Origin of the sequence: Leclercia sp. UBA7405, from assembly GCF_037152215.1 — a bacterium.
GTDB lineage: Bacteria > Pseudomonadota > Gammaproteobacteria > Enterobacterales > Enterobacteriaceae > Enterobacter > Enterobacter pneumoniae.
In genome coordinates this window covers 1,646,143-1,670,205 of record NZ_JBBCMR010000001.1, presented here as the reverse complement: position 1 = coordinate 1,670,205, position 24,063 = coordinate 1,646,143, and the positions used below count along the sequence as shown (strand labels likewise).

Sequence of the window (24,063 nt, the reverse complement as noted above, 5' to 3'; positions counted from 1 at the left end):
GTTTTTTCCCTGTTTTCTTATATTAGAACGAGAATAATGAAAAGGGGTAAAAGTGAATGAAAATTCTACAATATCGTGATGCTACCGCACCGAAGCTATAGATAATTGTGATCGCTTTTGGCGGATTGTGGGGGAAAAGAGCGAGGAAAAGTGATGAATGCGAGGTTTAACGCAGAATAAAAAATGTCGGCTGCCCTGAAAGAGGTGCAGCCGACATTTCAGCGGGTTATTAGACCGCAGGGCGGGCGATAATGCTGCGGGTTTCCATACGGACTTCCGCAATGGTGACATCGATCACTTCGGTGACCTTGTACACCGTTTCGCCTTTGATCTGCACTGTGCCATTTTCCTGGCTACAGACCAGCTCGTCGCGTACGGCGTGCAGGAATGGCGCAGGGATAAACGCCACCGCACCATTGTCCACCAGACGTACGCGCATGCCGCCACGGCTGACATCGATAATTTCGGCCGGGAAACGCGTCTCCGTACCGGCTTTATCGTTGAGGAAGCGGGCATATAACCAGTCACCGACATCGCGCTCGGCCATGCGATTCAGGCGGCGGCGCTCGGCCATCTGCAGGGTAGTCTCATCGCCGGGACGGGCAATGGTTTCGCCTTTAATGATAGCCTTCAGCAGACGATGGTTCACCATGTCGCCATACTTACGAATAGGTGAGGTCCAGGTCGCGTAGGCTTCCAGGCCAAGGCCGAAGTGGGGACCGGGCTCGGTGCTGATTTCCGCGAATGACTGGAAGCGACGAATACGGCTGTCGAGGAAGCCGGTCGGTTGGGCATCCAGCTCACGACGCAATTTGCAGAAACCTTCGAGGGTCAGCACCTCTTGCGGATCAACATGCACATCGTGGGTTTTGAGCAGAGCCGCCAGCGCTTCGGTGTTGGCCGGGTCGAAACCGGTATGGACGTTGTAGATGCCAAAACCAAGTTTGTCGCGCAATACGCGGGCTGCACAGATGTTGGCCGCAATCATTGACTCTTCAACGATACGGTTAGCAATGCGGCGCGGTTCTGCCACGATATCCAGCACTTCGCCTTTATCGCCCAGAATAAAGCGATAGTCTGGTCGATCTTTAAAGACCAGCGCATGAGTCTGACGCCATTCGCTACGGCGTTGGCATACGCGGTGCAGCAGACGAATCTGGTCGGCAATGGCGTCGTTTTCAGGCTGCCAGCTACCGCTATTTTCCAGCCAGTCTGAGACGTTGTCATACACCAGCTTCGCTTTCGATTCGATGGTTGCCGCGAAGAAGGTGATGTCATCTTCGATGGTGCCATCCGTCGCGATGGTCATACGGCAGGCCAGCACCGGGCGAACTTCCATGGCGCGCAGAGAGCACAGGTCATCAGAGAGTTCACGCGGCAACATTGGGATATTAAAGCCCGGCAGATAGTTGGTGAACGCACGGATTTTGGCCGCGTCATCCAGCTTGCTCCCCTCGGCAACCCAGGCGGTAGGGTCGGCGATAGCCACCGTCAGCGCCAGTTTGCCATCGGCACGCTCTTCGACGTACAGCGCATCGTCCATATCTTCGGTGCTGGCGCTATCAATGGTGACAAAGTTCAGGGCAGTCAGATCCTGACGCTCCAGACCTTCATCCAGCATCTCCGTCGCCACGCCGTTTGGCGCCTCTTTTTCAAGATTATGGCGCGCCAGGGTTACCCACCATGGCACGAAGTGGTCGTCGCCGAAGGTGATAAAGTGGGTCAGTTCAGCATAGAAGGAGCGATCGCCTTTCAGCGGATGGCGGCGCATTTCAGCAACGGCCCAGTCGCCTTCTTTGAAATCGTGTTCAACGCCCCGTGCGGCACGGCACTGAATGGCATCTTTTAACAGGGGATGGTCCGGCGTAATAGAAAGACGGTCGTCTTTTCTCTGAACCTTACCAACGAAACGGGTCAGGAACGGCTCGATCAACTCTTCCGGCTCGGCGGATTCGCGTTCCTTTTCGGTATGAATCACAGCGACGATACGGTCGCCGTGCATCACTTTCTTCATCTGCGGAGGCGGGATGAAGTAGCTTTTCTGCGCATCGACTTCGAGGAAGCCAAAGCCTTTTTCCGTGGCTTTTACAACCCCTTCAGTGCGGGGCGTCTGAGAATGAAGCTGCTGTTTTAGCTGCGCAAGCAGCGGGTTGTCCTGAAGCATAGTGTCTATTTTCGTAGCCAATGAGCGGCTGACAGTTTTACGCGATTCTTAGGTCTTCAGCAAGCGCTCTTTCGGTAAAAAGAAGGGTTATTCGACCTTACGTAGCGCGATCTTCAGGCGGTTTAGCCAGCCACAAAATGCGCTCCAGGCGAGCAGGTTGATCGCCCGGGTTGCGGTAACGTCTTCCCGGATAAGCGGGGCGAATTGCGCAGCGCTAAAGCGGTCTGGCGAGCAGCTCAGCAGTTCGACTGCGGTGACTGCGGCGGGGCAGGTCGATACGGTCTCTACTCCGCTTGTCAGGATCTGACCGGTGCGTTCCAGCAGCGCCGGCTCATGGCATAGCACCGGTGCCAGGTGTTGTAACGCGGGCTGGTTTTGCCAGCGGGCCAGGGACTCCAGCTGTTGTGCGCTGGCGTCGGGAAGCGCCACCACCGGCAGAATCGCCTGCCAGTCGCTCAGCTGCGCCTCCTCAATCAGCGGTTGCGACGAACCAGGGTGGCCTGGCAACCAGCGTACCGGGTGGCCCAGCATCGCCTGAAACGCAGCGACGACGCGCGCCTGGAAGCCGACAAAGCCGATAATCTGGTTAATCACTATCACGTCATAGGTGGTTAAACCCACTTCATCCAGTTGCTGCTGGGCTTTGGTGTCGATGACATCGGGCGAGCTGGCAAGCTGGCGGGCGTACTGGGTAATCTCGGCAAGGCGGCGGTTACTTTCACGCGAGGAGTCCGGGCCGGGGAGCGGGGCGAGAAGGGCTGCGTAGTGATTGCATAAACGTTGCACGCCACAGACCTGAGCGACCGTCAGGGCGGTACTCAGGCGGTCATATGCGCTCAGGGTTCGTAAACGCGATACCGGTACCCGCAGAGGGAAGAGCAAGCTACAGAGCTCCCGCGCAGGCGCCAGCCAGCCTTCATGCGCGGACAGGGTCTCTTCAGAGAGGGCTAAATCGAGCAAAAAACGGTCGTCGACGTAAGCGGCTTCAGGCACCAGGGGCAGAACATCAGCCGGACAGTGATTAGACTGGGTTTCGTGATACCAGTGACCTTTACCAGAAAGACGGCGTTGTTCCATGGGCGTTCCTTGATCTCAAAATGGCGATCAATATCCTGGCGTAACCCATACGGAGGGAAAAATATTGTTAAGTGATAACAAATAGCAGAACGGTATATAAGGTCGGGGTGAAGCGAGGGAGAAGGGAAGGAAGCACCCGGCGGCGTACGCCGCCGGGTAACAGGACAAGCTTATTTGATTTCCAACTCGTTCATTGCTGCGATGTTGAAACCGCCATCAACGTGAACCACTTCGCCGGAGATACCTGCAGAGAGGTCAGAGCAGAGGAAGGCCGCAGAGTTACCCACGTCTTCAATGGTAACGGTACGACGAATCGGGGTAACCGCTTCGCAGTGCGCCAGCATTTTACGGAAATCTTTGATACCGGAGGCAGCCAGCGTACGGATTGGACCCGCAGAGATGCCGTTAACACGCACGCCTTCAGGACCCATTGCGTTCGCCATGTAGCGTACGTTCGCTTCCAGAGAGGCTTTAGCCAGACCCATAACGTTGTAGTTAGGGATTGCACGCTCTGCGCCCAGATAAGAGAGGGTCAGCAGGGCAGCGCCTGGATTCAGCATAGTGCGGCAGGATTTCGCCATCGCCACGAAGCTGTAGGAGCTGATGTCGTGCGCGATTTTAAAGCCTTCACGGGTTACGGCATTGACGTAGTCGCCGTCCAGCTGATCGCCCGGTGCGAAACCGATAGAGTGCACGAAGCCGTCAAATTTCGGCCATGCTTTTGCCAGCTCAGTGAACATGCCATCGATGCTTTCATCTTGAGCAACGTCACATTCCAGAACGATGCTGGACCCCAGCTGCGCGGCAAACTCTTCCACACGGCCTTTCAGCTTCTCGTTCTGGTAGGTGAACGCCAGCTCAGCGCCTTCACGGTGCATAGCCTGTGCGATACCGTATGCGATGGACAGTTTGCTGGCAACGCCAGTGACCAGAATGCGCTTACCGGAAAGAAAACCCATAGCTCTTAATCCTTATATTCATTGTTGTGGCGATCGTCATCATTTGTGGACGACCGTCGTTAAAACGCGGCGATAATAGCATGTGTCGCGAAGTTAGTTAATCCGACCACTCAAACAGGGGGGAGTCACCTGTCTTTTCGCCACGCATCGGCGGTTAAAGCTTCGCCAAAATGCCCGGCTATCAACCGTTTTGTCAGGTCATGCAGCGGAGAAGCAAGCACCGACGCCGTACTACCACGCTCAACCACGGTGCCCTCGTGCATCACCAGTACCTGATCGCTGATATGTTTCATCATGCCCAGATGTTGGGTCACATAAATATAGGCGATCCCCTGTTTCTCCTGTAACTCCAGCATCAGATTAATCAGTTGGGAACGCATCGACATATCCAGCGAGGCCAATGCTTCATCGGCAACGATCACCTTCGGGCGGAGGATCAGGGCGCGGGCGAGGCCCAGACGCTGTTTCTGCCCCGGTGCCAGCATGTGTGGATAATAGCTCACATGATCCGGCAACAGACCCACCATACGCAGGGTGTCGATTATTTGCTTACGCCGCGCTTCGGCACTGAGATCGGTATTCAGACGTAGCGGAAAATCCAGAATTTGCGAAATGCGCTGGCGCGGGTTGAGCGAGGTCGACGGATCCTGAAAAATCATGCGGATGCGCTGGCTACGGAAAGAGTAGTCGCCAAACTTCAGCAGATGATCGTCAATCAGGATCTCACCGTCGGTGGGTTCAATCATTCCGGCCAACATTTTTGCCAGCGTCGATTTACCCGAACCGTTCTCGCCAATAATCGCCAGCGTCTGCTTTTCACGCAGCGCAAAGCTCAGCGGCTTGACCGCCTCGACGTTCTGGCGGTGGAACAAACCGGTGCGATAGCGAAAGGTTTTACTGAGATTGCGCACTTCCAGCAGTGTGTCGACCATGTCACTCTCTCTCCATGTTCAGCGGGAAATGGCAGGCGAACAGATGGTTTTTGGCCCCGGTCAGGCGCGGCGTCTCAATACATTTACGCTGCGCATAAGGGCAGCGCGGCCCAAGACGACAGCCAATGGGTAAATGCTCCAGCAGAGGGATGGCGCCGGGCAGGGTATTAAGCCGGCTTTTATGCGGCATCGCACTACCAAAATCGGGAATCGCGCGGATCAGCGCCTGGGTATAAGGGTGATGCGGTGTGGTCACCAGATCTTCACTGAATGCGGTTTCTACCGTCTGGCCGCAGTACATCACGTCAATTTTATCTGCCCATTTACTCATCATTTGCAGATCATGGCTGATCAGCAAAATGGTGGTGTTGTTATTTTGATTCAGCCGCGACAGCAGGCGGAAAATCTGCGCCTGCGTGGTGGGCTCCATCGCGTTGGTGGGTTCATCGGCAATCAGCAGACGTGGCTGGTTCGCCAGCGCGATGGCAATCATCACCTTCTGACATTCGCCGTCTGTCAGCTCGTAAGGGAAACTGCGCATGGCATCTTTATGATCTTTTATCCCGACCCGGTGCAGTAACTCAATGGCACGGCGCTTGCGCCAGCCAAAACGCTGCCACCAGCGACCTTTATAGGTCCAGCCGGGGATGTTCTGCATCAGCTGTTTACCCACCCGTTCAGACGGATCGAGACAGGATTGCGGCTCCTGGAAGATCATCGATACGTTATGGCCCACCAGCTTACGCCGCTCGCGTGCGGAAAGGCGCAGCAGGTCTATATCATCGAAGCGCATACGGTCGGCCGTGACCCGCCAGTTGTCTTTTGCCACGCCGCAGATGGCTTTGGCAATAAGGCTTTTACCCGAACCGGATTCTCCTACCAGTCCGCGAATCTCGCCTTCGCTCAGGGTAATGCTGACCCGATCGACGGCTTTGACCCAGCCTTCGCTGGTCTTGAATTCGATCGTTAAATTGCGAATATCCAGTAATGGCATTATTCCACCCCCGCATCAATCGCACGGCGAATGCCGTCGCCCAGCAGGTTGACCAGCAGTACGCTAACCATAATCGCCGCGCCGGGCAGCATCACCGTCCAGGGCGCCACGTAAATAAGCTCCAGCGCGTCGCCGAGCATCGCGCCCCATTCAGGCGAAGGGAGCTGCGCGCCAAGATCAAGAAAGCCGAGGGCCGCGATATCCAGAATTGCCATCGACAGGGCGCGGGTGATCTCTGTCACCATCCCCGAGGCGATGTTGGGCAGCACGGCGAACCATAAAATGTTCAGGGTGGTGGCGCCATCAAGGCGCGCCGCCACAACATACTCTTTCTCCAGTTCGTCATGTACCAGGCTGTAGACCGAGCGCACCATGCGTGGCAGCAGCGCCAGCCAGACGGCAAACATGGCGTGGCTCAAATGAGGCCCGAAAAAGGCCACCACGATAATGGCCAGCAGCAGTGACGGAATCGACAGCAGGGTGTCAAGAATATGGTTCATCACCGCCGAGCGCAGGCCATGCGTCGCCCCGGCCAGAATGCCCAGCGCCAGACCGCACAGGGTGGCGGCAAGTGTGACGATTAGCGCACCGCCCACGGTAGGGGCCGCGCCGCTTAACAAACGGCTCAGGAGATCGCGCCCCAGATCGTCGGTCCCCAGAAAGAATGAGACCTCGCCATAGCGCGACCAGGACGGCGGCAACAACTGATAACCGAGGAACTGCTGATCGATGCCATAAGGGGCAAACCAGCCGCCTAACAGACAGAGCAGCAGCAGGCCACCACAGCCGTAAAGGCCGACCATTGCCGGCGTGTCTCCGTAGAATTTACGCCACGCGGTGCGTAGCGCACCGGGGGTGCGTTTTTCGCTGTAAACGCTATCGTAAGGCATACCATTCCTTATGTTTCAGTGGGTTAGCCATAGCGCCCAGAATATCGGAGATCACGTTCACAATGATCACCAGTGCACCTATTACCATCACGCCCGCAGAAATGGCGGCGTAATCTTGCTGGCGAATAGCGTTAATCAGCCAGCGACCCAGACCCGGCCAGCTAAAGACCATCTCGGTGATCATCGCCAGCGTTAACATGGTCGAAAACTGTAAGCCCAGACGAGGTATTACCGGCGGCAGTGCATTATGCAGCACATGGCGGCGCAGAATCGTCAGGCGCGATAGTCCGCGCGTCGCGGCGGCTTTGACGTAGTTCTGATCAAACACATCAATGGTACTGATACGCATCAGGCGAATCACCTCCGTGGTGGGGGCCACGGCAAGGGTCAGCACCGGTAAAACCATATGACTCACGGCGCTGACGATCATCTCGTGGCGCCACGGGGAGTCAGATAACCAGGCGTCGATGATGGCAAAACCGGTGACGGTTTTCACGTTATAGAGCAGGTCGAAGCGCCCTGATACCGGCAGCCAGCCGAGAGTCAGCGAGAAGAACAGCGTCAGCAACAGAGCCAGCCAGAAGACCGGCACTGAGAAGCCCAGCAGTGCGAAGGCGCTTATCAGCTTATCCTGCCATTTATTGCGGGTGATCCCGGCCAGCATCCCCACGGGAATACCAACCATCAGCGCAAAACCGAAAGCGAGGATACAGAGCTCCATGGTCGCCGGGAAGACCTCTTTTAACTGCTCGGAAATGGGCTGACCATTAATGCTGGAGACGCCAAAGTCCCAGTGCAACAAGCCGTCAAACCAGAATACCCAGGCATTCCATAACGATGCCCCCTGCAGCGGCGCATGAGGGGTGAAATAGCTCAGGCTGAAGCCAATAAAGGTCAGGAAGAAGAGGGTAATAAGCAGCAATACCAGCCGGCGTAAGGTAAAAATAATCACGGTTTTTTCACCTCTTCCGGTTTCTCACGAGAGACGCCCGCAAAGGACGCATTGCCAAACGGACTGAGTACCAGGCCTTTCATATCGTAGCGGTAAGCCTGCAGACGCAGGGAAGAGGCCAGCGGTAACACCGGCAGTTCTTTCGCCAGAATACTCTGGGCTTCATCGTAGGCATCAATGCGCGCCGCAAGTTGCTGGGTGGCCAACGCTTTCTGCAGCACAGCGTCGAATTCCCGATTACACCAGTGCGCGTAGTTGGTTTGCGAATCGATCGCCGCGCAGCTCATGAGCGGGCGGAAAAAGCTGTCCGGATCATTACTGTCCGTCGCCCAGCCCGTGAGCGTGAGGTCATGATTCATATCCATCAGGCGCGCCTCCTGGAAACGCCCTTCGACCGGCACAATCACCACTTTCACCCCCACCTGCGCCAGATCCGCCTGCAACAATTCGGCGGTTTTCAGCGGGCTGGGGTTCCAGGCCTGCGAGCTGGTGGGGACCCACAGCTGCAGGGTGAGATTCTCGGCGCCGAGCGCTTTTAACTGCTCGCGCGATTTAGCCGGATTGTACTCCGTAATTTTAGCCTCATTATCATAAGCCCACGAGGCGCGCGGTAAGATCGATGCCGCCGTTTCAGCGGTACCATAATAGATAGACTGCATCAACCGCTGATTATTGATAGCCAGCGCCAGGGCATGACGCACCGCCGGATTATTCAACGGCGGTTTATTGGTGTTGAAGGCCAGGTAGGCAATGTTCATGCCGGGGCGCAGAGTCAGGCGCAGGCGCGGATCATCACGCAGAATCGTTAACTGGCTGGCGGCCGGCCAGGCCAGAACATCACACTCACCGGTCAGCAATTTTGAAAGGCGGCCCGTACCGCCGGAACCCAAATCGACCACCACCTGAGGCATCAGTGGTGTCCCACGCCAGAAGTGGGCATGTCGCTGCAGGCGGATATACTGGCCAGCGCGATACTCCTCCAACTGGAAGGGGCCGGTTCCCACGGGCTGGCGGTCCAGCAACTCTTGCTGATCGCGCTGTGCCAGAACGGTGGCATATTCAGCAGACATCACCGAGGCGTAGTGCGTCGCCAGATGCCAGAGGAAAGAGGCATCCGGTCGGGAGAGTGAAAATTCAACCGTATGGGCATCGATTTTTCGCACATCCTTAACGGTGTCAGCGAACTGCAGGCTATCGAAGTACGGGAAAGCCTCACCGTTAATATAGTGCCAGGGATGCTGGCGATTAAAGATCCGCTGGAATGTGAAGACCACGTCGTCCGCGTTGAGTTTGCGGGTCGGTTTAAACCACGGCGTAGTCTGGAAATCAACGTCGTCGCGCAGACGGAAACGGTAAGTCGCGCCGTTATCCAGCACCTGCCAGCTTTCAGCCAGTTCAGGCACTAACCGGTAGGTATAGGGATCGACGTCCAGCAGGCGATCGTAGAGCTGAGCGGCGAGCGTATCAACGATCAGCCCGCTACTCGCTTTCTGCGGATTGAAGGTATTGACCTGGCCACTTACGCAGTAGACAAAGCCGCTTTCGCGAATATCAGTGCGATTCGCAGGGGAGGGGACGGCGAATGCCTGGCTGCTGAACAGGCCGAGTGCAATCAGGGACGAGAAAACCAGACGCATAATATTTAGGGTTTTTAGATTCAATCTGCAAAGTGTATCGCACTTACGCCTGCCAGGTAAAAATGTCTGCGGGTAAGTGCTGATAATGTCAGCGCATTTGATGCTTTTTGAGCAATGCCCTTAATTGATGGTAGGTCAGGCCCAGCAGTTCAGCGGCGCGTTTCTGGTTATATTTTGCCTCGTTCAGGCTCTGCTCAAGCAGTTGCTTTTCCTGATCAAGCTGAAACTGGCGTAAATCAAGTGGCAGAGCGTAATCGCTGGGCTGAACGGGCTCCTTCTCGTGCCGCTGCGTACGTAAGAAGGGATCGAGAATGATATCGTCCAGTTCGGTCTCGCTGGTGCCGTGGCGGTAAACCGAACGTTCCACCACGTTTTTCAGCTCACGAATGTTGCCTGGCCAGCGGTATCCCATCAGGGTTTCGCGGGCGCGCTCGCTGAAGCCGGGAAAGAGGGGCAGGCCAAGCTCGCGACACATCTGGATGGCAAACTGATCGGCCATCAGCATGATATCGCTGCGTCGTTCGCGCAGCGGCGGGAGTAGCACGACATCAAACGCCAGCCTGTCCAGCAGGTCGGCGCGGAATTTTTCTTGTGCCACCATCTCCGGCAGGTCGGCGTTTGTGGCGCAAACCAGTCGCACGTTTACCTGCAAGGGCTGGCTACCACCCACACGCTCCAGCTCGCCATATTCAATCACGCGCAACAGTTTCTCCTGCACCAGCATCGGCGCAGTAGCCAGTTCGTCAAGAAACAGGGTGCCACCATCGGCACGTTCAAAGCGGCCGGGGTGGCGTTTTTGCGCACCGGTAAAGGCGCCAGCCTCATGCCCAAACAGTTCTGTATCAAGTAAGTTCTCATTCAACGCGGCGCAGTTCAGCGAGATAAAAGGGCCATCCCAGCGCCCGGAAAGGTAATGCAGGCGGTTGGCAATCAGCTCTTTACCGGTCCCGCGTTCGCCAATAATCAGTACCGGTTTATTGAGAGGGGCCAGCCGCGAGACCTGCTCAAGTACCTCGAGAAAACTGTTGGCTTCTCCCAACAGCGTGTCTTTAAATTCAGCCATGATGAAATTAACCATTTAGTGGTGTGATTCACTAAGCGAGAGTAGGGTGTAACTGACCAAAAAGCAATCACAATGTTGAAAATCAATAAGATATAAAACTGGCACGCTATTTGTATTAGTGATTCAGCAGGGCATCGCCCGATAACTACATTGTGAGGATTGAATTATGGGTATTTTTTCTCGTTTTGCCGACATCGTGAACGCCAACATCAACTCACTGCTCGAAAAAGCGGAAGATCCGCAAAAGCTGGTGCGTCTGATGATTCAGGAGATGGAAGACACGCTGGTAGAAGTGCGCTCCACCTCTGCGCGTGCGCTGGCAGAAAAGAAACAGTTAACTCGCCGCATTGAGCAAGCGACCACACAGCAGAGCGAGTGGCAAGAGAAGGCCGAGCTGGCGTTGCGTAAAGAGAAAGACGATCTGGCCCGCTCCGCACTGATCGAAAAACAGAAGCTGACCGATATCGTCGCGACGCTTGAGCATGAAGTGACCCTGGTTGATGAAACCCTGGTGCGCATGAAAAAAGAGATCGCTGAGCTGGAGAACAAGCTGAGCGAAACCCGTGCTCGTCAACAGGCGCTGGCCCTGCGTCATCAGGCGGCAAACTCTTCCCGCGATGTGCGTCGTCAACTCGACAGCGGAAAACTGGATGAAGCGATGGCGCGCTTTGAATCATTCGAACGTCGCATTGATCAAATGGAAGCCGAGGCCGAAAGCCACAGCTTTGGCAAACAGAAGTCCCTGGATCAAGAGTTTGCAGAACTGAAAGCGGATGATGAAATCAGTGAGCAGCTGGCTGCGCTGAAAGCCAAAATGAAAGTCGATAACCAATAATAACGTTAGCGGTGCCCACAGGCGGCACCGCCACTCATCGTAAGACAAGGAGTAGACATGAGCGCGCTTTTTCTTGCCATTCCACTGACCATTTTCGTGCTGTTTGTTTTGCCGATTTGGCTGTGGCTTCACTACAGCAATCGCTCTTCGCGTAGCGAATTATCCCAAAGCGAGCAGCAGCGACTGAGTCAGCTAACCCTCGATGCGAAAAAAATGCGTGAGCGTATCCAGGCGCTGGAAGCCATCCTGGATGCGGAACATCCACAGTGGAGGGATCGTTAATGGCCGGATTGAATCTGAATAAAAAATTGTGGCGTATTCCTCAGCAGGGGATGGTTCGTGGGGTGTGTGCGGGTCTTGCGCATTACCTGGATGTCCCGGTTAAGCTGGTGCGCGTCGTGACTGTGCTCTCCATCTTCTTTGGCCTGGCCTTTATTACGTTAGTGGCCTATATCATTTTGTCCTTCGTGCTGGATCCGATGCCGGAGGGAGCGATGGAGGGGGAAAACGTCCCCACCAGTTCTGAATTACTGGATGCGGTGGATGCCGAACTGGCGTCAGGCGAACAGCGCCTGCGCGAAATGGAACGGTATGTCACCTCCGATACCTTTACGCTGCGAAGCCGTTTTCGTCAGCTATAACTGAGAGAACAGAGATGAATCAACGCTGGCACAAGGCCGGGCAGAGTGTTAAACCAGGCCTCAAAATCGCAGGGAAGCTGGTACTACTCACCGCATTGCGCTACGGCCCGGCAGGGGTTGCGGGCTGGGCGATCAAGTCGGTCGCACGTAAACCCGTCCGACTGTTGCTGGCGGTGGCCCTCGAACCCTTACTGAAAAAACTGGCGACTCGCCTTTCCGGCAAACTGAAATAACGGCACATCGATGATGTGCCATTGCCCTTCGGGGCTTTTATTCCCTTCTTGTTAACCCCATGTCATATATTTAAGAACAATAATTCCTTCAGACGATACAGGATGGCGATGAAGCGATTTAAAAATGAACTCAACTCGTTGGTCAACCGCGGGGTTGACCGGCATTTGCGCCTGGCGGTCACTGGACTGAGCCGCAGCGGCAAGACCGCCTTTATCACGGCGATGGTCAACCAACTGCTCAATCTTCATGCGGGGGCGCGTCTGCCGCTTCTGAGCGCCGTGCGCGAAGAGCGTCTGTTAGGCGTAAAACGCGTACCCCAGCGCGATTTCGGTATCCCCCGTTTTACCTATGATGAAGGGCTGGCGCAGTTGTACGGTACGCCTCCTACCTGGCCGACGCCGACCCGTGGGGTTAGCGAAATCCGCCTGGCGCTTCGTTTTCGCTCCAATGACTCACTACTGCGCCACTTCAAAGAGACGTCTACGCTCTATCTGGAAATCGTGGATTACCCCGGCGAATGGCTGCTGGACCTGCCCATGTTGACGCAGGATTATCTGAGCTGGTCCCGGCAGATGACCGGTTTGTTACAGGGTCACAGGGCCGAGTGGTCAGCCAAATGGCGCAGCCTTTGTGAAGGGCTGGATCCGCTGGCACCGGCTGATGAAAACCGCCTGGCCGCCATCGCCGAAGCCTGGACCGACTATCTGCATCAGTGCAAAAAAGAGGGGCTGCACTTTATCCAGCCGGGCCGCTTCGTGCTACCGGGGGATATGGCGGGTGCCCCCGCGCTGCAGTTCTTCCCCTGGCCGGATGTGGAGACCTACGGCGAATCTAAGCTGGCGCAGGCCGATAAACAGACCAACGCCGGCATGCTGCGCGAGCGGTTTAACTATTATTGTGACAAAGTGGTCAAGGGCTTTTACACCAACCACTTTTTGCGCTTCGACCGCCAGATCGTGTTGGTTGATTGCCTGCAACCCCTCAACAGCGGCCCGCAAGCTTTCAACGATATGCGTCTGGCGCTCACCCAGCTCATGCAGAGTTTCCACTACGGCCAGCGAACGCTGTTTCGGCGCTTGTTCTCCCCGGTCATTGATAAGCTGCTGTTTGCCGCCACCAAAGCCGATCACGTGACGGTAGATCAGCACGCCAATATGGTCTCACTCCTGCAACAGCTGGTGCAGGATGCCTGGCAGAACGCCGCCTTCGAGGGGATCAGCATGGATTGCCTGGGGCTAGCGTCGGTTCAGGCTACGCAGAGTGGGCTGATTGACGTAAACGGTGAGAAAATCCCGGCGCTGCGCGGGCATCGTCTGAGCGATGGCGAACCGCTTACGGTCTATCCCGGGGAGGTGCCCGCTCGCTTGCCAGGCCAGGCGTTCTGGCAAAATCAGGGTTTTCAGTTTGAAGCATTCCTTCCTCAGACGATGAATGTCGATCAACCGCTACCGCATATACGCCTGGATGCTGCACTGGAGTTTTTAATTGGAGATAAATTGCGATGACGGAACCGCTCAAACCCCGTATTGATTTCTCCGGACCGCTGGAGCCGGACCGCACCGAAGCGTTTCGCGCTGCGCAGACCTTTAACGGCCCCCAGGCGGACAACTTCGCACCGGCGTTAACAGAAACGCTGCTTGCTGAGGAAGAGGGCCAGGCGGAAGCGGTTGTGGAGCAGGCCCTGCGGCCTAAACGCAGCCTGTGGCGCAAAATGGTCACCGCCGGGCTGGCGCTGTTTGGTATAAGCGTGGTGGGCCAGGGCGTTCAGTGGACGATGCACGCCTGGCAGACGCAAGACTGGGTGGCACTGGGAGGTTGCGCGGCGGGCGCCCTGATTATTGGCGCAGGGGTCGGATCGCTGGCCACCGAATGGCGTCGACTCTGGCGCCTGCGTCAGCGTGCGCACGAGCGCGACGAAGCCCGCGATTTGCTACACAGCCATGCCACGGGCAAAGGGCGTGCATTCTGTGAAAAATTAGCGCAACAGGCGGGGCTGGATCACTCTCATCCGGCGTTGCAGCGCTGGTACGCCGCGATTCACGAAACGCAGAATGACCGGGAAGTGGTTTCACTGTACGCACACCTGGTACAGCCGGTACTTGACTCGCAGGCGCGACGTGAAATCAGCCGCTCGGCCGCTGAGTCCACGCTGATGATTGCCGTCAGTCCGCTGGCGCTGGTGGATATGGCCTTTATTGCCTGGCGTAATTTACGGCTGATCAACCGCATCGCCACGCTCTACGGCATTGAGCTGGGGTACTACAGTCGGCTGCGACTGTTTCGCCTGGTACTGCTCAACATCGCGTTTGCCGGCGCCACTGAACTGGTACGTGAGGTGGGTATGGACTGGATGTCTCAGGATCTGGCCGCGCGTCTCTCGACCCGCGCCGCCCAGGGTATCGGGGCTGGTTTACTGACCGCACGTCTGGGGATCAAAGCCATGGAACTCTGCCGTCCGCTGCCGTGGATCGAGGGGGATAAACCCCGGCTCGGTGATTTCCGCCGCGAATTGATCGGCCAGTTGAAAGAGACGTTGAATAAAAAGCCGCAGTCATAGGCGCACTGCGTGTTATTTCCGCAGGCTGTCAATATTTGTTGACAGCCATCTTCCTGAATAGCGATATCTGGCTTATCATTTGTAGGTTACTGGCTTATAGAGTGATTTTCCCATGCGTCTGGAAGTTTTTTGTAAGGACCGTCTCGGCCTGACTCGCGAGTTACTTGATCTCCTTGTTTTGCGTAGCATTGATCTGCGCGGCATTGAGATCGATCCCATCGGGAAGATTTACCTCAATTTCGCCGAAATCGAATTCGATACATTCAGCAGTTTGATGGCTGAAATTCGCCGTATCGCTGGCGTTACGGATGTGCGCACGGTGCCGTGGATGCCTTCCGAACGCGAACATCTGGCGCTGAACGCCCTGTTGCAGGCGATGCCGGAACCGTTTTTATCCCTTGATATGAAAAGCAAAATCGAGCGTGCCAACCAGGCAGGCTGTCAGCTTTTCGGTCTTGACGCAGACAAATTGCGTAACCATACAGCGCCCCAGCTGATCCCCGGTTTTAATTTCCAACGCTGGCTGGAGAGCAACCCGCAGTCCACCCACAGCGAACACGTGGTGATCCACGGGCAAAACTTCCTGATGGAGATTACACCGTTTTATCTGAAGGGTGAAAATGACGTCAGCGTGCTAACCGGGGCGGTGATTATGCTGCGCTCTACGGTGCGAATGGGACGTCAGCTGCAGGACCTCAGCAGCCAGGATATGAGTGCGTTCAATCAGATCATCGCTGTCAGCACGAAAATGCGTCACGTCGTTGACCAGGCCCGTAAGCTGGCAAACCTCACCGCGCCACTGCTGATCACCGGCGATACCGGCACCGGTAAAGATCTGCTGGCGCATGCTGTCCACCTGGCCAGCCCGCGCGCGGCAAAGCCCTATCTTGCGCTTAACTGCGCTTCGATTCCGGAAGATGCGGTCGAGAGCGAGCTGTTCGGCCACGCGCCGGAGGGGATAAAAGGATTCTTCGAGCAGGCCAACGGCGGCTCGGTCCTGCTGGATGAGATTGGCGAAATGTCGCCGCGCATGCAGGCCAAACTGCTACGCTTCCTTAATGACGGTACGTTCCGCCGGGTGGGGGAAGATCACGAGGTTCACGTGGATGTGCGCGTCATCTGCGCGACCCAAAAAAACCTGGTGGAGCTGGTACAAAAAGGGCTGTTCCGGGAAGATCTCTATTATCGTCTGAACGTGCTGACCCTGAATATTCCACCGCTGCGTGATTGCCCGCAGGACATCATGCCGTTAACGGAACTCTTTGTCGCTCGCTTTGCCGATGAGCAAGGCATTCCGCGTCCTAAATTCTCGGCCGATCTGAGTAACGTGCTGACGCGCTACGGCTGGCCGGGCAATGTGCGGCAGTTAAAAAACGCGATCTACCGGGCCCTCAGTCAGCTGGAAGGTTATGAGCTCCGCCCACAGGACATTCTGCTGCCGGACTATGACGCCGGTACGGTGTCAGTGGGTGAAGAGGCGATGGAAGGTTCGCTGGATGATATCACCAGCCGTTTTGAACGCTCGGTACTCACCCAGCTTTATCGCGATTACCCCAGCACCCGTAAGCTGGCGAAGCGTCTGGGCGTGTCGCATACAGCAATCGCCAATAAGCTGCGCGAGTATGGACTGAGCCAGAAAAAAGGTGACGAGTAACAAAAAAGCCTCCTTGCGGAGGCTTTCTTATTTTGCCGTAGCGCTTAGGCTTTCAGGCTTTCCAGCGCAGCCGTGTAATCTGGCTCGGTGGTAATTTCATCCACCAGCTGACTGAAGACGACATTGTCGTTTTCATCAATGACCAGAACAGCACGCGCGGCCAGGCCTTTCAGCGCGCCTTCGGCAATGCCCACGCCATAGTTCTGCAGGAAATCTGCGTTACGCAGCGTAGACAAGGTGATGACGTTGCTCAGACCTTCTGCGCCGCAGAAGCGAGACTGGGCAAACGGCAGATCGGCGGAAATGCACAGCACCACGGTGTTGTCCATTTCAGTGGCCAGTTGGTTGAATTTACGCACTGATGCGGCACACACGCCAGTGTCGATGCTTGGGAAAATGTTCAGGACTTTACGTTTGCCAGCAAACTGGCTCAACGCGACGTCGGACAGGTCTTTTGCTACGAGAGTAAAAGCCTGTGCCTTGCTACCCGCCTGCGGAATGGCACCAGCAACAGCAACCGGGTTGCCCTGGAAATGAACGAGTTGTGACATGGATATCTTCCTGTTTACATATAGTTAACGTCGCCGCTAGTGTATGACAACAGCGAATAACACGGCAAACCCTATTTACGATAAGTCGCATTACAGGAGCGAGTGATGAAAACCCTCAAGGTTTACGAAGAAGCCTGGCCTCTGCATTCACCCTTTGTCATCTCCCGGGGTGCCCGCAGCGAAGCCTGCGTCGTGGTCGTTGAAATCGAGGAGGAGGGCATTAAAGGTGTGGGGGAGTGTACGCCTTATCCGCGCTACGGCGAAACGCCAGCCTCTGTAATGGCGCAAATTATGGCCCTGGGGCAAGAAATCGAGCAGGGTATGACGCGCGAAGCGCTGCAGGCTGCGCTGCCCCCCGGGGCGGCTCGTAATGCCGTGGACTGCGCACTCTGGGATCTTGCCGCCCGTCAGCAGGAGATGCCCCTGGCGCATCTGGCGGGTGCCACGCTCCCCCAAAGCCTCATAACGGCTCAGACAGTGGTCATTGGCGAGCCTGAGCAGATGGCCGCCAGCGCCCAGGCGCTCAGCGCGGCCGGAGCAAGATTGCTGAAGGTCAAACTGGACGATCGCCTGATAAGCGAACGGATGATTGCGATCCGTGCGGCAGCGCCAGAGGCTACGCTGATTGTCGATGCTAATGAATCCTGGCACGTTGAAGGGCTGGCGGCGCGCTGCCAGCTGTTGGCAGACCTCGGAGTGGCGATGCTTGAACAGCCTCTCCCCGCGGGGGAAGATGCGGCGCTGGCGAACTTTATTCATCCGCTGCCCATTTGTGCCGATGAGAGCTGCCACACGCGCGCAAGCCTGAGTGAGCTAAAAGGGCGCTATGAGATGGTCAATATAAAACTCGATAAAACGGGTGGGCTGACCGAGGCGCTGGCGTTAGCTAATGAGGCGCAGGAGCAGGGGTTCGCCCTGATGCTGGGCTGCATGCTCTGCACCTCCAGAGCCATCGGCGCCGCGCTGCCGCTGGTGCCAGAGGTCAGCTTCGCCGACCTGGATGGCCCCACGTGGCTGGCGGTTGATGTCTCACCCGCCCTGCAATTTCGCGCCGGTACCCTCTATCTTTGAGCTTCCCAGCGCAGCAGGCCCACCATCGCTTTCAGATACTTCTCGCTGGCTTCGTCAGAAGAGATGGGGGGTAACTCTGCGGTGATGCAGTGCAGACCCAGGTCCGCACACCAGCTACCAAACGAGCCTGGCGTTTCATAGCCGACGCTGGTGACCAGTGGCAGGGAGAAAGCCTCTGCCAGCCAGCGTCCCAGCGCCGTATGGCCGGGGTCCTCTATACAGGCGAGCGGATCGTGAAACGAGACCACCCATGCCGGGTGCAGCTTGTGAATCAACTTGCACAACCCCTGGGTTTCGGGCTCTGAACCGGGCTTTTCGCCGGTTAGCAGCACCACATCCCGCTCTTCTGCCGCGCTGTTCCAGCGATAAACCGTCTCGCCTGCGCGCCAGTTTGCTGCCGGGAAGTTGCGATTTAAATCCACCCCGCGCGCGTTGGCGCGCAGCCCCAACTGACACCCATCCGGATTAACCGTCAACACCACGTGATGCCGACGCTGTTCGGGCGCCAGAGTGCGTAGCGCGCAGGAGAGGGTGACAATCGAGGAATTTTCATCGCCATGGGTGCCGGCGATGATAAGGCCACTTTCACGATCGGCATTGGGCGCGGGAAACCAGATAAGCGGCGCGCCAAGCAGTGAGCGACCATAATGTTCGGTGCCGGGAGGAAAAGCACCACGTTCTGTTCGGGGGCGAGTAAGGGTCATAGGGGATCCTGATGATAATGGTGCTTACTGGCAGTGTTGTGCAAAACATCCGCTTAATCAAATAGTTTCGCCAGCCCGGGAAAACTGGCGCATATCATGTTTCCGGCGTAAGTTATTTGCATTTCACTGTTCCGAAACAAATAATTAGCCATCTGCTTGTTAGCCACTATTCCAGAGAGGATCTCATGAAGCATCCTGTTTCGCTGCTTACTTCTGCCCTGTTGCTGTGCGGCCTGTCATCCTGGTCCTTTGCGGCGGATATTCCTTCCGGCACGCAGCTGGCGCCGAGACAGGAGCTGGTTCGCCATATTAAAGATGAACCCGCATCACTCGATCCCGCCAAAGCCGTGGGGCTGCCTGAAATTCAGGTTATACGCGATCTGTTTGAAGGACTGGTAAACCAGAACGAGAAAGGCGAGCTGGTACCGGGTGTTGCTACCCGCTGGCAGAGCAATGACAACCGGGTCTGGACCTTCACTCTGCGCGATAATGCCCGGTGGTCAGACGGTACCCCGGTCACGGCACAAGATTTTGTTTACAGCTGGCAGCGTCTGGTTGATCCGAAAACCACGTCGCCTTTTGCGTGGTTTGCTGCGCTGGCGGGCGTGACCAACGCTCAGGCAATCATTGACGGGAAAGCCACGCCAGACAAGCTCGGCGTAACGGCGGTAGATAACCACACCCTGCGCGTGCAACTGGATAAACCCTTGCCGTGGTTTGCTAACCTTACCGCCAGTTTCGCCTTCTATCCGGTACAAAAAGCCAACGTCGAAAGCGGTAAAGAGTGGACCCGCCCTGGTGCGCTGGTAGGAAACGGCGCGTTCGTGCTGAAAGATCGGGTGGTGAACGAGAAGCTGGTGGTCGAGCCCAATACGCATTACTGGGACAATGGCAAAACGGTACTGAAGAAGGTGACCTTTGTGCCGATCAATCAGGAGTCTTCCGCCACCAAACGCTACCTGGCGAACGATATCGACATTACAGAATCTTTCCCGAAAAACCTCTATCAAAAGTTACTGAAAGATATTCCAGGGCAGGTCTATACGCCCCCTCAGCTAGGTACCTATTACTACGCCTTTAATACCCAGAAAGGGCCGACCGCCGATGCCCGGGTGCGTCTGGCGCTGAGCATGACCATTGACCGACGCATTATGGCCGAGAAAGTCCTGGGTACGGGCGAAAAACCGGCCTGGCACTTCACCCCGGATGTGACGGCGGGCTTTACTCCGGAGCCGTCGCCGTTTGAGCAGATGTCGCAAGAGGAGCTTAACGCCCAGGCGAAAACCCTGCTTCAGGCGGCAGGCTATAATCCTCAGCGCCCCTTGAAGCTGACGCTGCTGTACAACACCTCTGAAAACCACCAGAAAATCGCCATCGCGGTGGCGTCGATGTGGAAGAAGAACCTCGGCGTGGATGTGAAGCTGCAAAACCAGGAGTGGAAAACCTACATCGACAGTCGTAACACCGGCAACTTCGATGTGATCCGCGCCTCGTGGGTAGGGGATTATAACGAGCCGTCGACTTTCCTCTCGCTGTTGACCTCCACCCACACGGGGAATATTTCACGCTTCAACGACCCGGCGTATGACAAAGTGATCAACCAGGCCTCGATGGAGACTACCGTGCAGGCGCGGAATGCGGATTACAACGCCGCAGAGAAAATTCTGGCCGAAAAAGCCCCAGTGGCCCCGATTTATCAATACACCAATGGCCGCTTGATCAAGCCCTGGGTGAAGGGCTACCCAATCAATAACCCGGAAGACGTGGCCTACAGCCGCACGATGTATATTGAGAAACACTGATGCGTAGCGGTTGCCTGTGAAGGTCAGGCAACCGCGCCTAATCAGAAAGGGGGGCGTGGAACCGGGCTACCCCTTCAGGCGGCCAGCACCTTGTTACGCCCATCGTTTTTTGCGCGGTAGAGCGCATCATCCACCCGTTTGAAAAGTTCATCTATATTCTCGTCCGGGTTGTGACGTGCGACACCAATACTGACAGTAAAGCGCGGCAGGCCGGGAAGGGCGATGTGAGCAATAGCGACGCGAAGAGTTTCTGCCAGTTGTAAAGCCGCTTCCAGTGAAGTGCGGGGGAGCAGCAGGACAAACTCTTCGCCCCCCCAGCGGAAGACGTAATCGTCTTTGCGGCAACAACTCTCCAGCATCCTTGCAAGGGCAATCAATACCTCATCCCCCTTTTGATGGCCGAACATATCATTAATATCTTTGAAGTGATCGGTGTCAACCAGCAGCAGGCTGAACTCCTGCTGGAGCGGCAGCTGAGCGGCGGTCGTTTTGTCGGTCAGACTATAGAACTGACGGCGGTTCAGCAGCCCCGTGAGTGAATCGCGAAGGGCGGCGTGCTCAAGTTCCTGCTCCAGCCTTTTTTGCTCGGTAATATCGTGAATGATGCACAGCATCAACTTATCGCCATAGATTTCAATTGGCCCGGCGTAGGTCTGTACGTGGCGGGTGGTCCCGTTTGCGAGGCGATGGACAAAATTCAGCGGCTTATGTCCGCCGGGCAAGCGGGCGATTTCGTTCATGACTGGCAAGATGTTCCGGCCAAGGGTGTTGATCTCCCAGGTGTGTTTGCTGCACATCTCGTCATGGTTATAGCCGTAGAAATTGAGGGCCGCGACGTTGGCATCTACGATCTGGCCGTCACGGGCCGGATCGATCAGCAGCATCGGCGCGCTGTTAGTGAGGAAAAAGCGGGCGTAAAAACCCTGTTTTTTGCGCTGATAGGTGGCCGAGCGGGTGGCTTTAAGCCCCGTCGCAGGCTGGGGAGGCAGACCTTCGAAGACAATCACTTCGCCATAAGGGGCAAAGGAGGTCAGCGACAGCCGGCAGCTCAGGGTGATTTGTTCGTCGCGATGCAGGATAGTCCAGACCTCAACAATCTCCTGCTGCGCTTTTAAATCTGGAACATACATGGCCAGCGACGTTTGCGCATGGGCGCAGTAATTCCCCTTACGCAGCGCGTCGAACGTTGCCCCCTGCATAAACGCTTTCGCCACCGTATTGGCAAAAAGCAGGGTTTCTGTTTCCGCGGAGATCAACCAGACGGGCGTTTTAAGAATATTAAGCGCATCAAACTCAGGTAGCGACATAATTAAGTCCCATTTATCGGCACGCAGCCTGGACCATAACGGAAACGACACGCACGGGTTTCTTTGCAACATACTCTACTTCATACCATCAGGCATGATTTTTTTGTGAGACCCGCGCATGATTCTTATTTATTTTACTGACGACTAACGTTTTTCTGTTGCCACGATCGGAGCTGAAAACCGGGTCTCAATCGCCACGTAATTAATCAACAAACGCGCGTTCGCGGTAAAACGTTGGGTCCGCTTAGGGACGCCAATCATCGAGATGATTAGCAGGGAGTCAGGATAGAACGGGGTGGTGGATGAGAACCGGAATAAAAACACTGTTTTATAAATTATTGCATCTCTGGCATGCAGAAGTCGAAACAGTCTGGCAAATAATTGACCATTCGGCCAGAATATTATTTCTGGGTCTATACGTTATCGGTATTCAGCGAAAAATCTTTATCATTATTTGTAGCAGTATTGAAGAAACACGCCGTCTCGATAATACTTAAGCGTGACTAAATTAGGTTTAATCAGCCCTGATTCTTTTCATCAGTGAGACGTCGCGCAATAAAAAACTACGTTGTTAAAAAATAACGATATAGTATATAGGGCGCATGCTTTATGGAGTTTTTGCTGGTCTGTATTTATTAATGGCAGATTATATCCTTATCTAACGCAAATTAACTGGTATGACCACCAAAGGCAACAAGACCTCAAATTTGAGATGAAAAATAAAAAGGCGGGTGCTATAAACTCAATATCGACAAAAATATCGATTGCGGACTCTATTATGCTTAAAAACATTAGCGTAAGAACATTTGTTCTTGTTTATCTCGTGGGCGTCTTTTTAATATCCAATTTCCTGGTTGCAGTGTCTCCCGGTAAATTCACTCTACTGATCGCGTTGAACATTTTCTTCATCGTCGCTTTTTTACTGTTATTCACCTATTTGACACAATTTCTTGTGAAGCCGATCAATACTGTGAAAAAAAGTATTGAAGAAGTTACCGCGGGCAAACTGGGCGTAATCATTCCCGAGTTCGGTAATAATTGCGCCGGGCGATTAATCCCGGGCATTAACACGCTATCCGGCAATATCGCGACGCTGGTAAGTGAAATTCGTGCCTCTTCACAAACGGCGATGAGCCTGTCGGATCAGCTGGCGGCACGCAGCGCGGCGCTGTCGGCCAAAACAGAGCAGCAGTCGGCCTCACTGGTAGAAACGGCGGCCAGTATGGAGCAGATGGCCGCCACCACACGTAACACGGCAGACAACACCCGTCTGGCCAGCGAGCGGGCAAATGCCGCCACACAGCAAGCGAAAAAGGGGGGCGAGTTGATGGGGCAGGTGGCGAATAATATGAATTCGATAACCGAATGCGCTCAGCAGATGACCGAAATTATCTCCATGATTGACGGTATCGCTTTCCAGACCAATATTTTGGCCTTGAACGCGGCCGTAGAGGCCGCACGCGCCGGCGACCACGGTAAAGGCTTCTCGGTCGTGGCGGGTGAGGTACGTAGCCTGGCCCATCGCAGTGCGGAAGCGGCCAAAAACATTAAATCGCTCATCGACGTGACCAGCCATAACGTCAACCAGGGGGCGATGGTGGTGTCGGAGGCAGAAAAGAACATGCGCGATATCGTGAGCGGCTCGGGTCAGGTGAGCCAGCTAATGAATGAGATTTCGAACTCCACCAGCGAACAGGAGATGGGCATTGCGCAAATCACCCTCGCGCTGAGCGACCTGGAGAACGTGACCCAGAGCAACGTGGCGATGGTCGATGAACTCTCTGGCTCCTCTGCGGTATTAAAAAATCAGGTGATTGAGCTGCAGGCCCGCACGCGTAACTTCCGTCTCGAGCAAGAGAATACGGAAAAGTATGGCATGGATGGGCGACGATTAGCCTCACGAATGGGGCACTCTTACTAAAGATAAAGCCTGGTTCGCCAGGCTTTTTTATGAGCAAATTCAGCGCGATGCCCATGTAAATTGTTGCTTAACATGCCAGGGTGGCTAGACTGACAACAAGATAGATGAAAGGCGGAGG

The 24,063-nt window shown here is 55.5% G+C and carries 22 protein-coding genes; 10 read left to right on the top strand and 12 right to left on the bottom strand.

The annotated features are described in order from the left end of the window. Positions 1-229 precede the first annotated feature (229 nt). The 9 genes from WFN75_RS08160 to pspF all read right to left on the bottom strand — a co-directional run bounded on the left by WFN75_RS08160 (position 230) and on the right by pspF (position 10,683). Complete coding sequence (locus tag WFN75_RS08160) at positions 230-2,164, bottom strand: exoribonuclease II (protein ID WP_046885224.1); 1,935 nt, start codon at positions 2,162-2,164, stop codon at positions 230-232. Between the two features lie 87 nt (positions 2,165-2,251). Next, the gene (locus WFN75_RS08155; RefSeq protein ID WP_207291840.1) at positions 2,252-3,241 is read right to left on the bottom strand and encodes a CMD domain-containing protein; all 990 of its coding nucleotides are present in this window, start codon (positions 3,239-3,241) and stop codon (positions 2,252-2,254) included. A 170-nt stretch (positions 3,242-3,411) separates the two neighbouring features. Beyond that, positions 3,412-4,200: an enoyl-ACP reductase FabI gene (gene fabI, locus WFN75_RS08150; RefSeq protein ID WP_336995999.1), complete on the bottom strand. Its 789-nt coding sequence runs from the start codon at positions 4,198-4,200 to the stop codon at positions 3,412-3,414. 125 nt (positions 4,201-4,325) lie between these two features. Beyond that, the gene (gene sapF / locus WFN75_RS08145; protein WP_040075381.1) at positions 4,326-5,132 is read right to left on the bottom strand and encodes a putrescine export ABC transporter ATP-binding protein SapF; all 807 of its coding nucleotides are present in this window, start codon (positions 5,130-5,132) and stop codon (positions 4,326-4,328) included. Position 5,133: 1 nt separating this feature from the next. Next, positions 5,134-6,126: a peptide ABC transporter ATP-binding protein SapD gene (gene sapD, locus WFN75_RS08140; RefSeq protein ID WP_336995998.1), complete on the bottom strand. Its 993-nt coding sequence runs from the start codon at positions 6,124-6,126 to the stop codon at positions 5,134-5,136. Further along, the gene (gene sapC, locus WFN75_RS08135) at positions 6,126-7,016 is read right to left on the bottom strand and encodes a putrescine export ABC transporter permease SapC (protein ID WP_046885227.1); all 891 of its coding nucleotides are present in this window, start codon (positions 7,014-7,016) and stop codon (positions 6,126-6,128) included. Before sapC ends, sapD begins: the two co-directional genes overlap by 1 nt. Further along, positions 7,003-7,968 carry a putrescine export ABC transporter permease SapB gene (sapB, locus tag WFN75_RS08130; RefSeq protein WP_046885228.1) on the bottom strand — a complete coding sequence of 322 codons (966 nt, stop codon included), beginning with the start codon at positions 7,966-7,968 and terminating at the stop codon, positions 7,003-7,005. The genes sapC and sapB overlap by 14 nt, the downstream gene beginning before the upstream one ends. Continuing rightward, positions 7,965-9,605 (bottom strand): ABC transporter substrate-binding protein SapA, encoded by a 1,641-nt coding sequence (gene sapA / locus WFN75_RS08125; protein ID WP_336995997.1) that lies wholly within the window; start codon positions 9,603-9,605, stop codon positions 7,965-7,967. The genes sapB and sapA overlap by 4 nt, the downstream gene beginning before the upstream one ends. Positions 9,606-9,693: 88 nt before the next feature. After that, positions 9,694-10,683, bottom strand: coding sequence for a phage shock protein operon transcriptional activator (pspF, locus tag WFN75_RS08120; RefSeq protein WP_336995996.1), 990 nt, complete (start codon positions 10,681-10,683; stop codon positions 9,694-9,696). Positions 10,684-10,834: 151 nt separating this feature from the next. On the opposite strand from pspF, the gene pspA reads away from it, so the two are divergent. From pspA to tyrR, 7 genes are all read left to right on the top strand, one after another. Continuing rightward, entirely contained in the window at positions 10,835-11,503 is a 669-nt protein-coding gene (gene pspA, locus WFN75_RS08115; RefSeq protein WP_336995995.1) for a phage shock protein PspA, read from the top strand. Between the two features lie 57 nt (positions 11,504-11,560). Continuing rightward, entirely contained in the window at positions 11,561-11,785 is a 225-nt protein-coding gene (gene pspB, locus WFN75_RS08110) for an envelope stress response membrane protein PspB (RefSeq protein ID WP_040075387.1), read from the top strand. Beyond that, the gene (gene pspC, locus WFN75_RS08105) at positions 11,785-12,144 is read left to right on the top strand and encodes an envelope stress response membrane protein PspC (RefSeq protein ID WP_040075388.1); all 360 of its coding nucleotides are present in this window, start codon (positions 11,785-11,787) and stop codon (positions 12,142-12,144) included. The genes pspB and pspC overlap by 1 nt, the downstream gene beginning before the upstream one ends. A gap of 14 nt (positions 12,145-12,158) precedes the next feature. Beyond that, positions 12,159-12,377, top strand: a complete 219-nt coding sequence (pspD, locus tag WFN75_RS08100) for a phage shock protein PspD (protein ID WP_040075390.1) — start codon at positions 12,159-12,161, stop codon at positions 12,375-12,377. 108 nt (positions 12,378-12,485) lie between these two features. Further along, positions 12,486-13,883: a YcjX family protein gene (locus WFN75_RS08095; protein WP_336995994.1), complete on the top strand. Its 1,398-nt coding sequence runs from the start codon at positions 12,486-12,488 to the stop codon at positions 13,881-13,883. Continuing rightward, a complete protein-coding gene (locus WFN75_RS08090; RefSeq protein WP_046885231.1) occupies positions 13,880-14,935 on the top strand; it encodes a YcjF family protein in 1,056 nt (351 codons plus the stop codon). Before WFN75_RS08095 ends, WFN75_RS08090 begins: the two co-directional genes overlap by 4 nt. Before the next feature lie 112 nt (positions 14,936-15,047). Continuing rightward, positions 15,048-16,589 carry a transcriptional regulator TyrR gene (gene tyrR / locus WFN75_RS08085; protein ID WP_336995993.1) on the top strand — a complete coding sequence of 514 codons (1,542 nt, stop codon included), beginning with the start codon at positions 15,048-15,050 and terminating at the stop codon, positions 16,587-16,589. 44 nt (positions 16,590-16,633) lie between these two features. Here tyrR and tpx read toward each other — a convergent pair whose 3' ends face one another. Then, positions 16,634-17,140, bottom strand: a complete 507-nt coding sequence (tpx, locus tag WFN75_RS08080; RefSeq protein ID WP_040075395.1) for a thiol peroxidase — start codon at positions 17,138-17,140, stop codon at positions 16,634-16,636. A gap of 105 nt (positions 17,141-17,245) precedes the next feature. Here tpx and ycjG point away from each other — a divergent pair, with 105 nt between their 5' ends. Further along, positions 17,246-18,211 (top strand): L-Ala-D/L-Glu epimerase, encoded by a 966-nt coding sequence (gene ycjG, locus WFN75_RS08075; protein WP_336995992.1) that lies wholly within the window; start codon positions 17,246-17,248, stop codon positions 18,209-18,211. Here the strand turns inward: ycjG and mpaA are convergent. Next, positions 18,202-18,915 carry a murein tripeptide amidase MpaA gene (gene mpaA, locus WFN75_RS08070; protein WP_336995991.1) on the bottom strand — a complete coding sequence of 238 codons (714 nt, stop codon included), beginning with the start codon at positions 18,913-18,915 and terminating at the stop codon, positions 18,202-18,204. The two genes, ycjG and mpaA, sit on opposite strands and share 10 nt — an antisense overlap. 185 nt (positions 18,916-19,100) lie before the next feature. Here mpaA and WFN75_RS08065 point away from each other — a divergent pair, with 185 nt between their 5' ends. Beyond that, a complete protein-coding gene (locus WFN75_RS08065; protein WP_336995990.1) occupies positions 19,101-20,717 on the top strand; it encodes a peptide ABC transporter substrate-binding protein in 1,617 nt (538 codons plus the stop codon). Between the two features lie 74 nt (positions 20,718-20,791). Here the strand turns inward: WFN75_RS08065 and WFN75_RS08060 are convergent, their stop codons facing one another. Beyond that, positions 20,792-22,024, bottom strand: a complete 1,233-nt coding sequence (locus tag WFN75_RS08060; protein ID WP_212475775.1) for a GGDEF domain-containing protein — start codon at positions 22,022-22,024, stop codon at positions 20,792-20,794. A gap of 778 nt (positions 22,025-22,802) precedes the next feature. Between WFN75_RS08060 and WFN75_RS08055 the strand changes: the two genes are divergently transcribed. Continuing rightward, positions 22,803-23,945, top strand: coding sequence for a methyl-accepting chemotaxis protein (locus tag WFN75_RS08055; RefSeq protein ID WP_336995989.1), 1,143 nt, complete (start codon positions 22,803-22,805; stop codon positions 23,943-23,945). Positions 23,946-24,063: the final 118 nt, after the last annotated feature.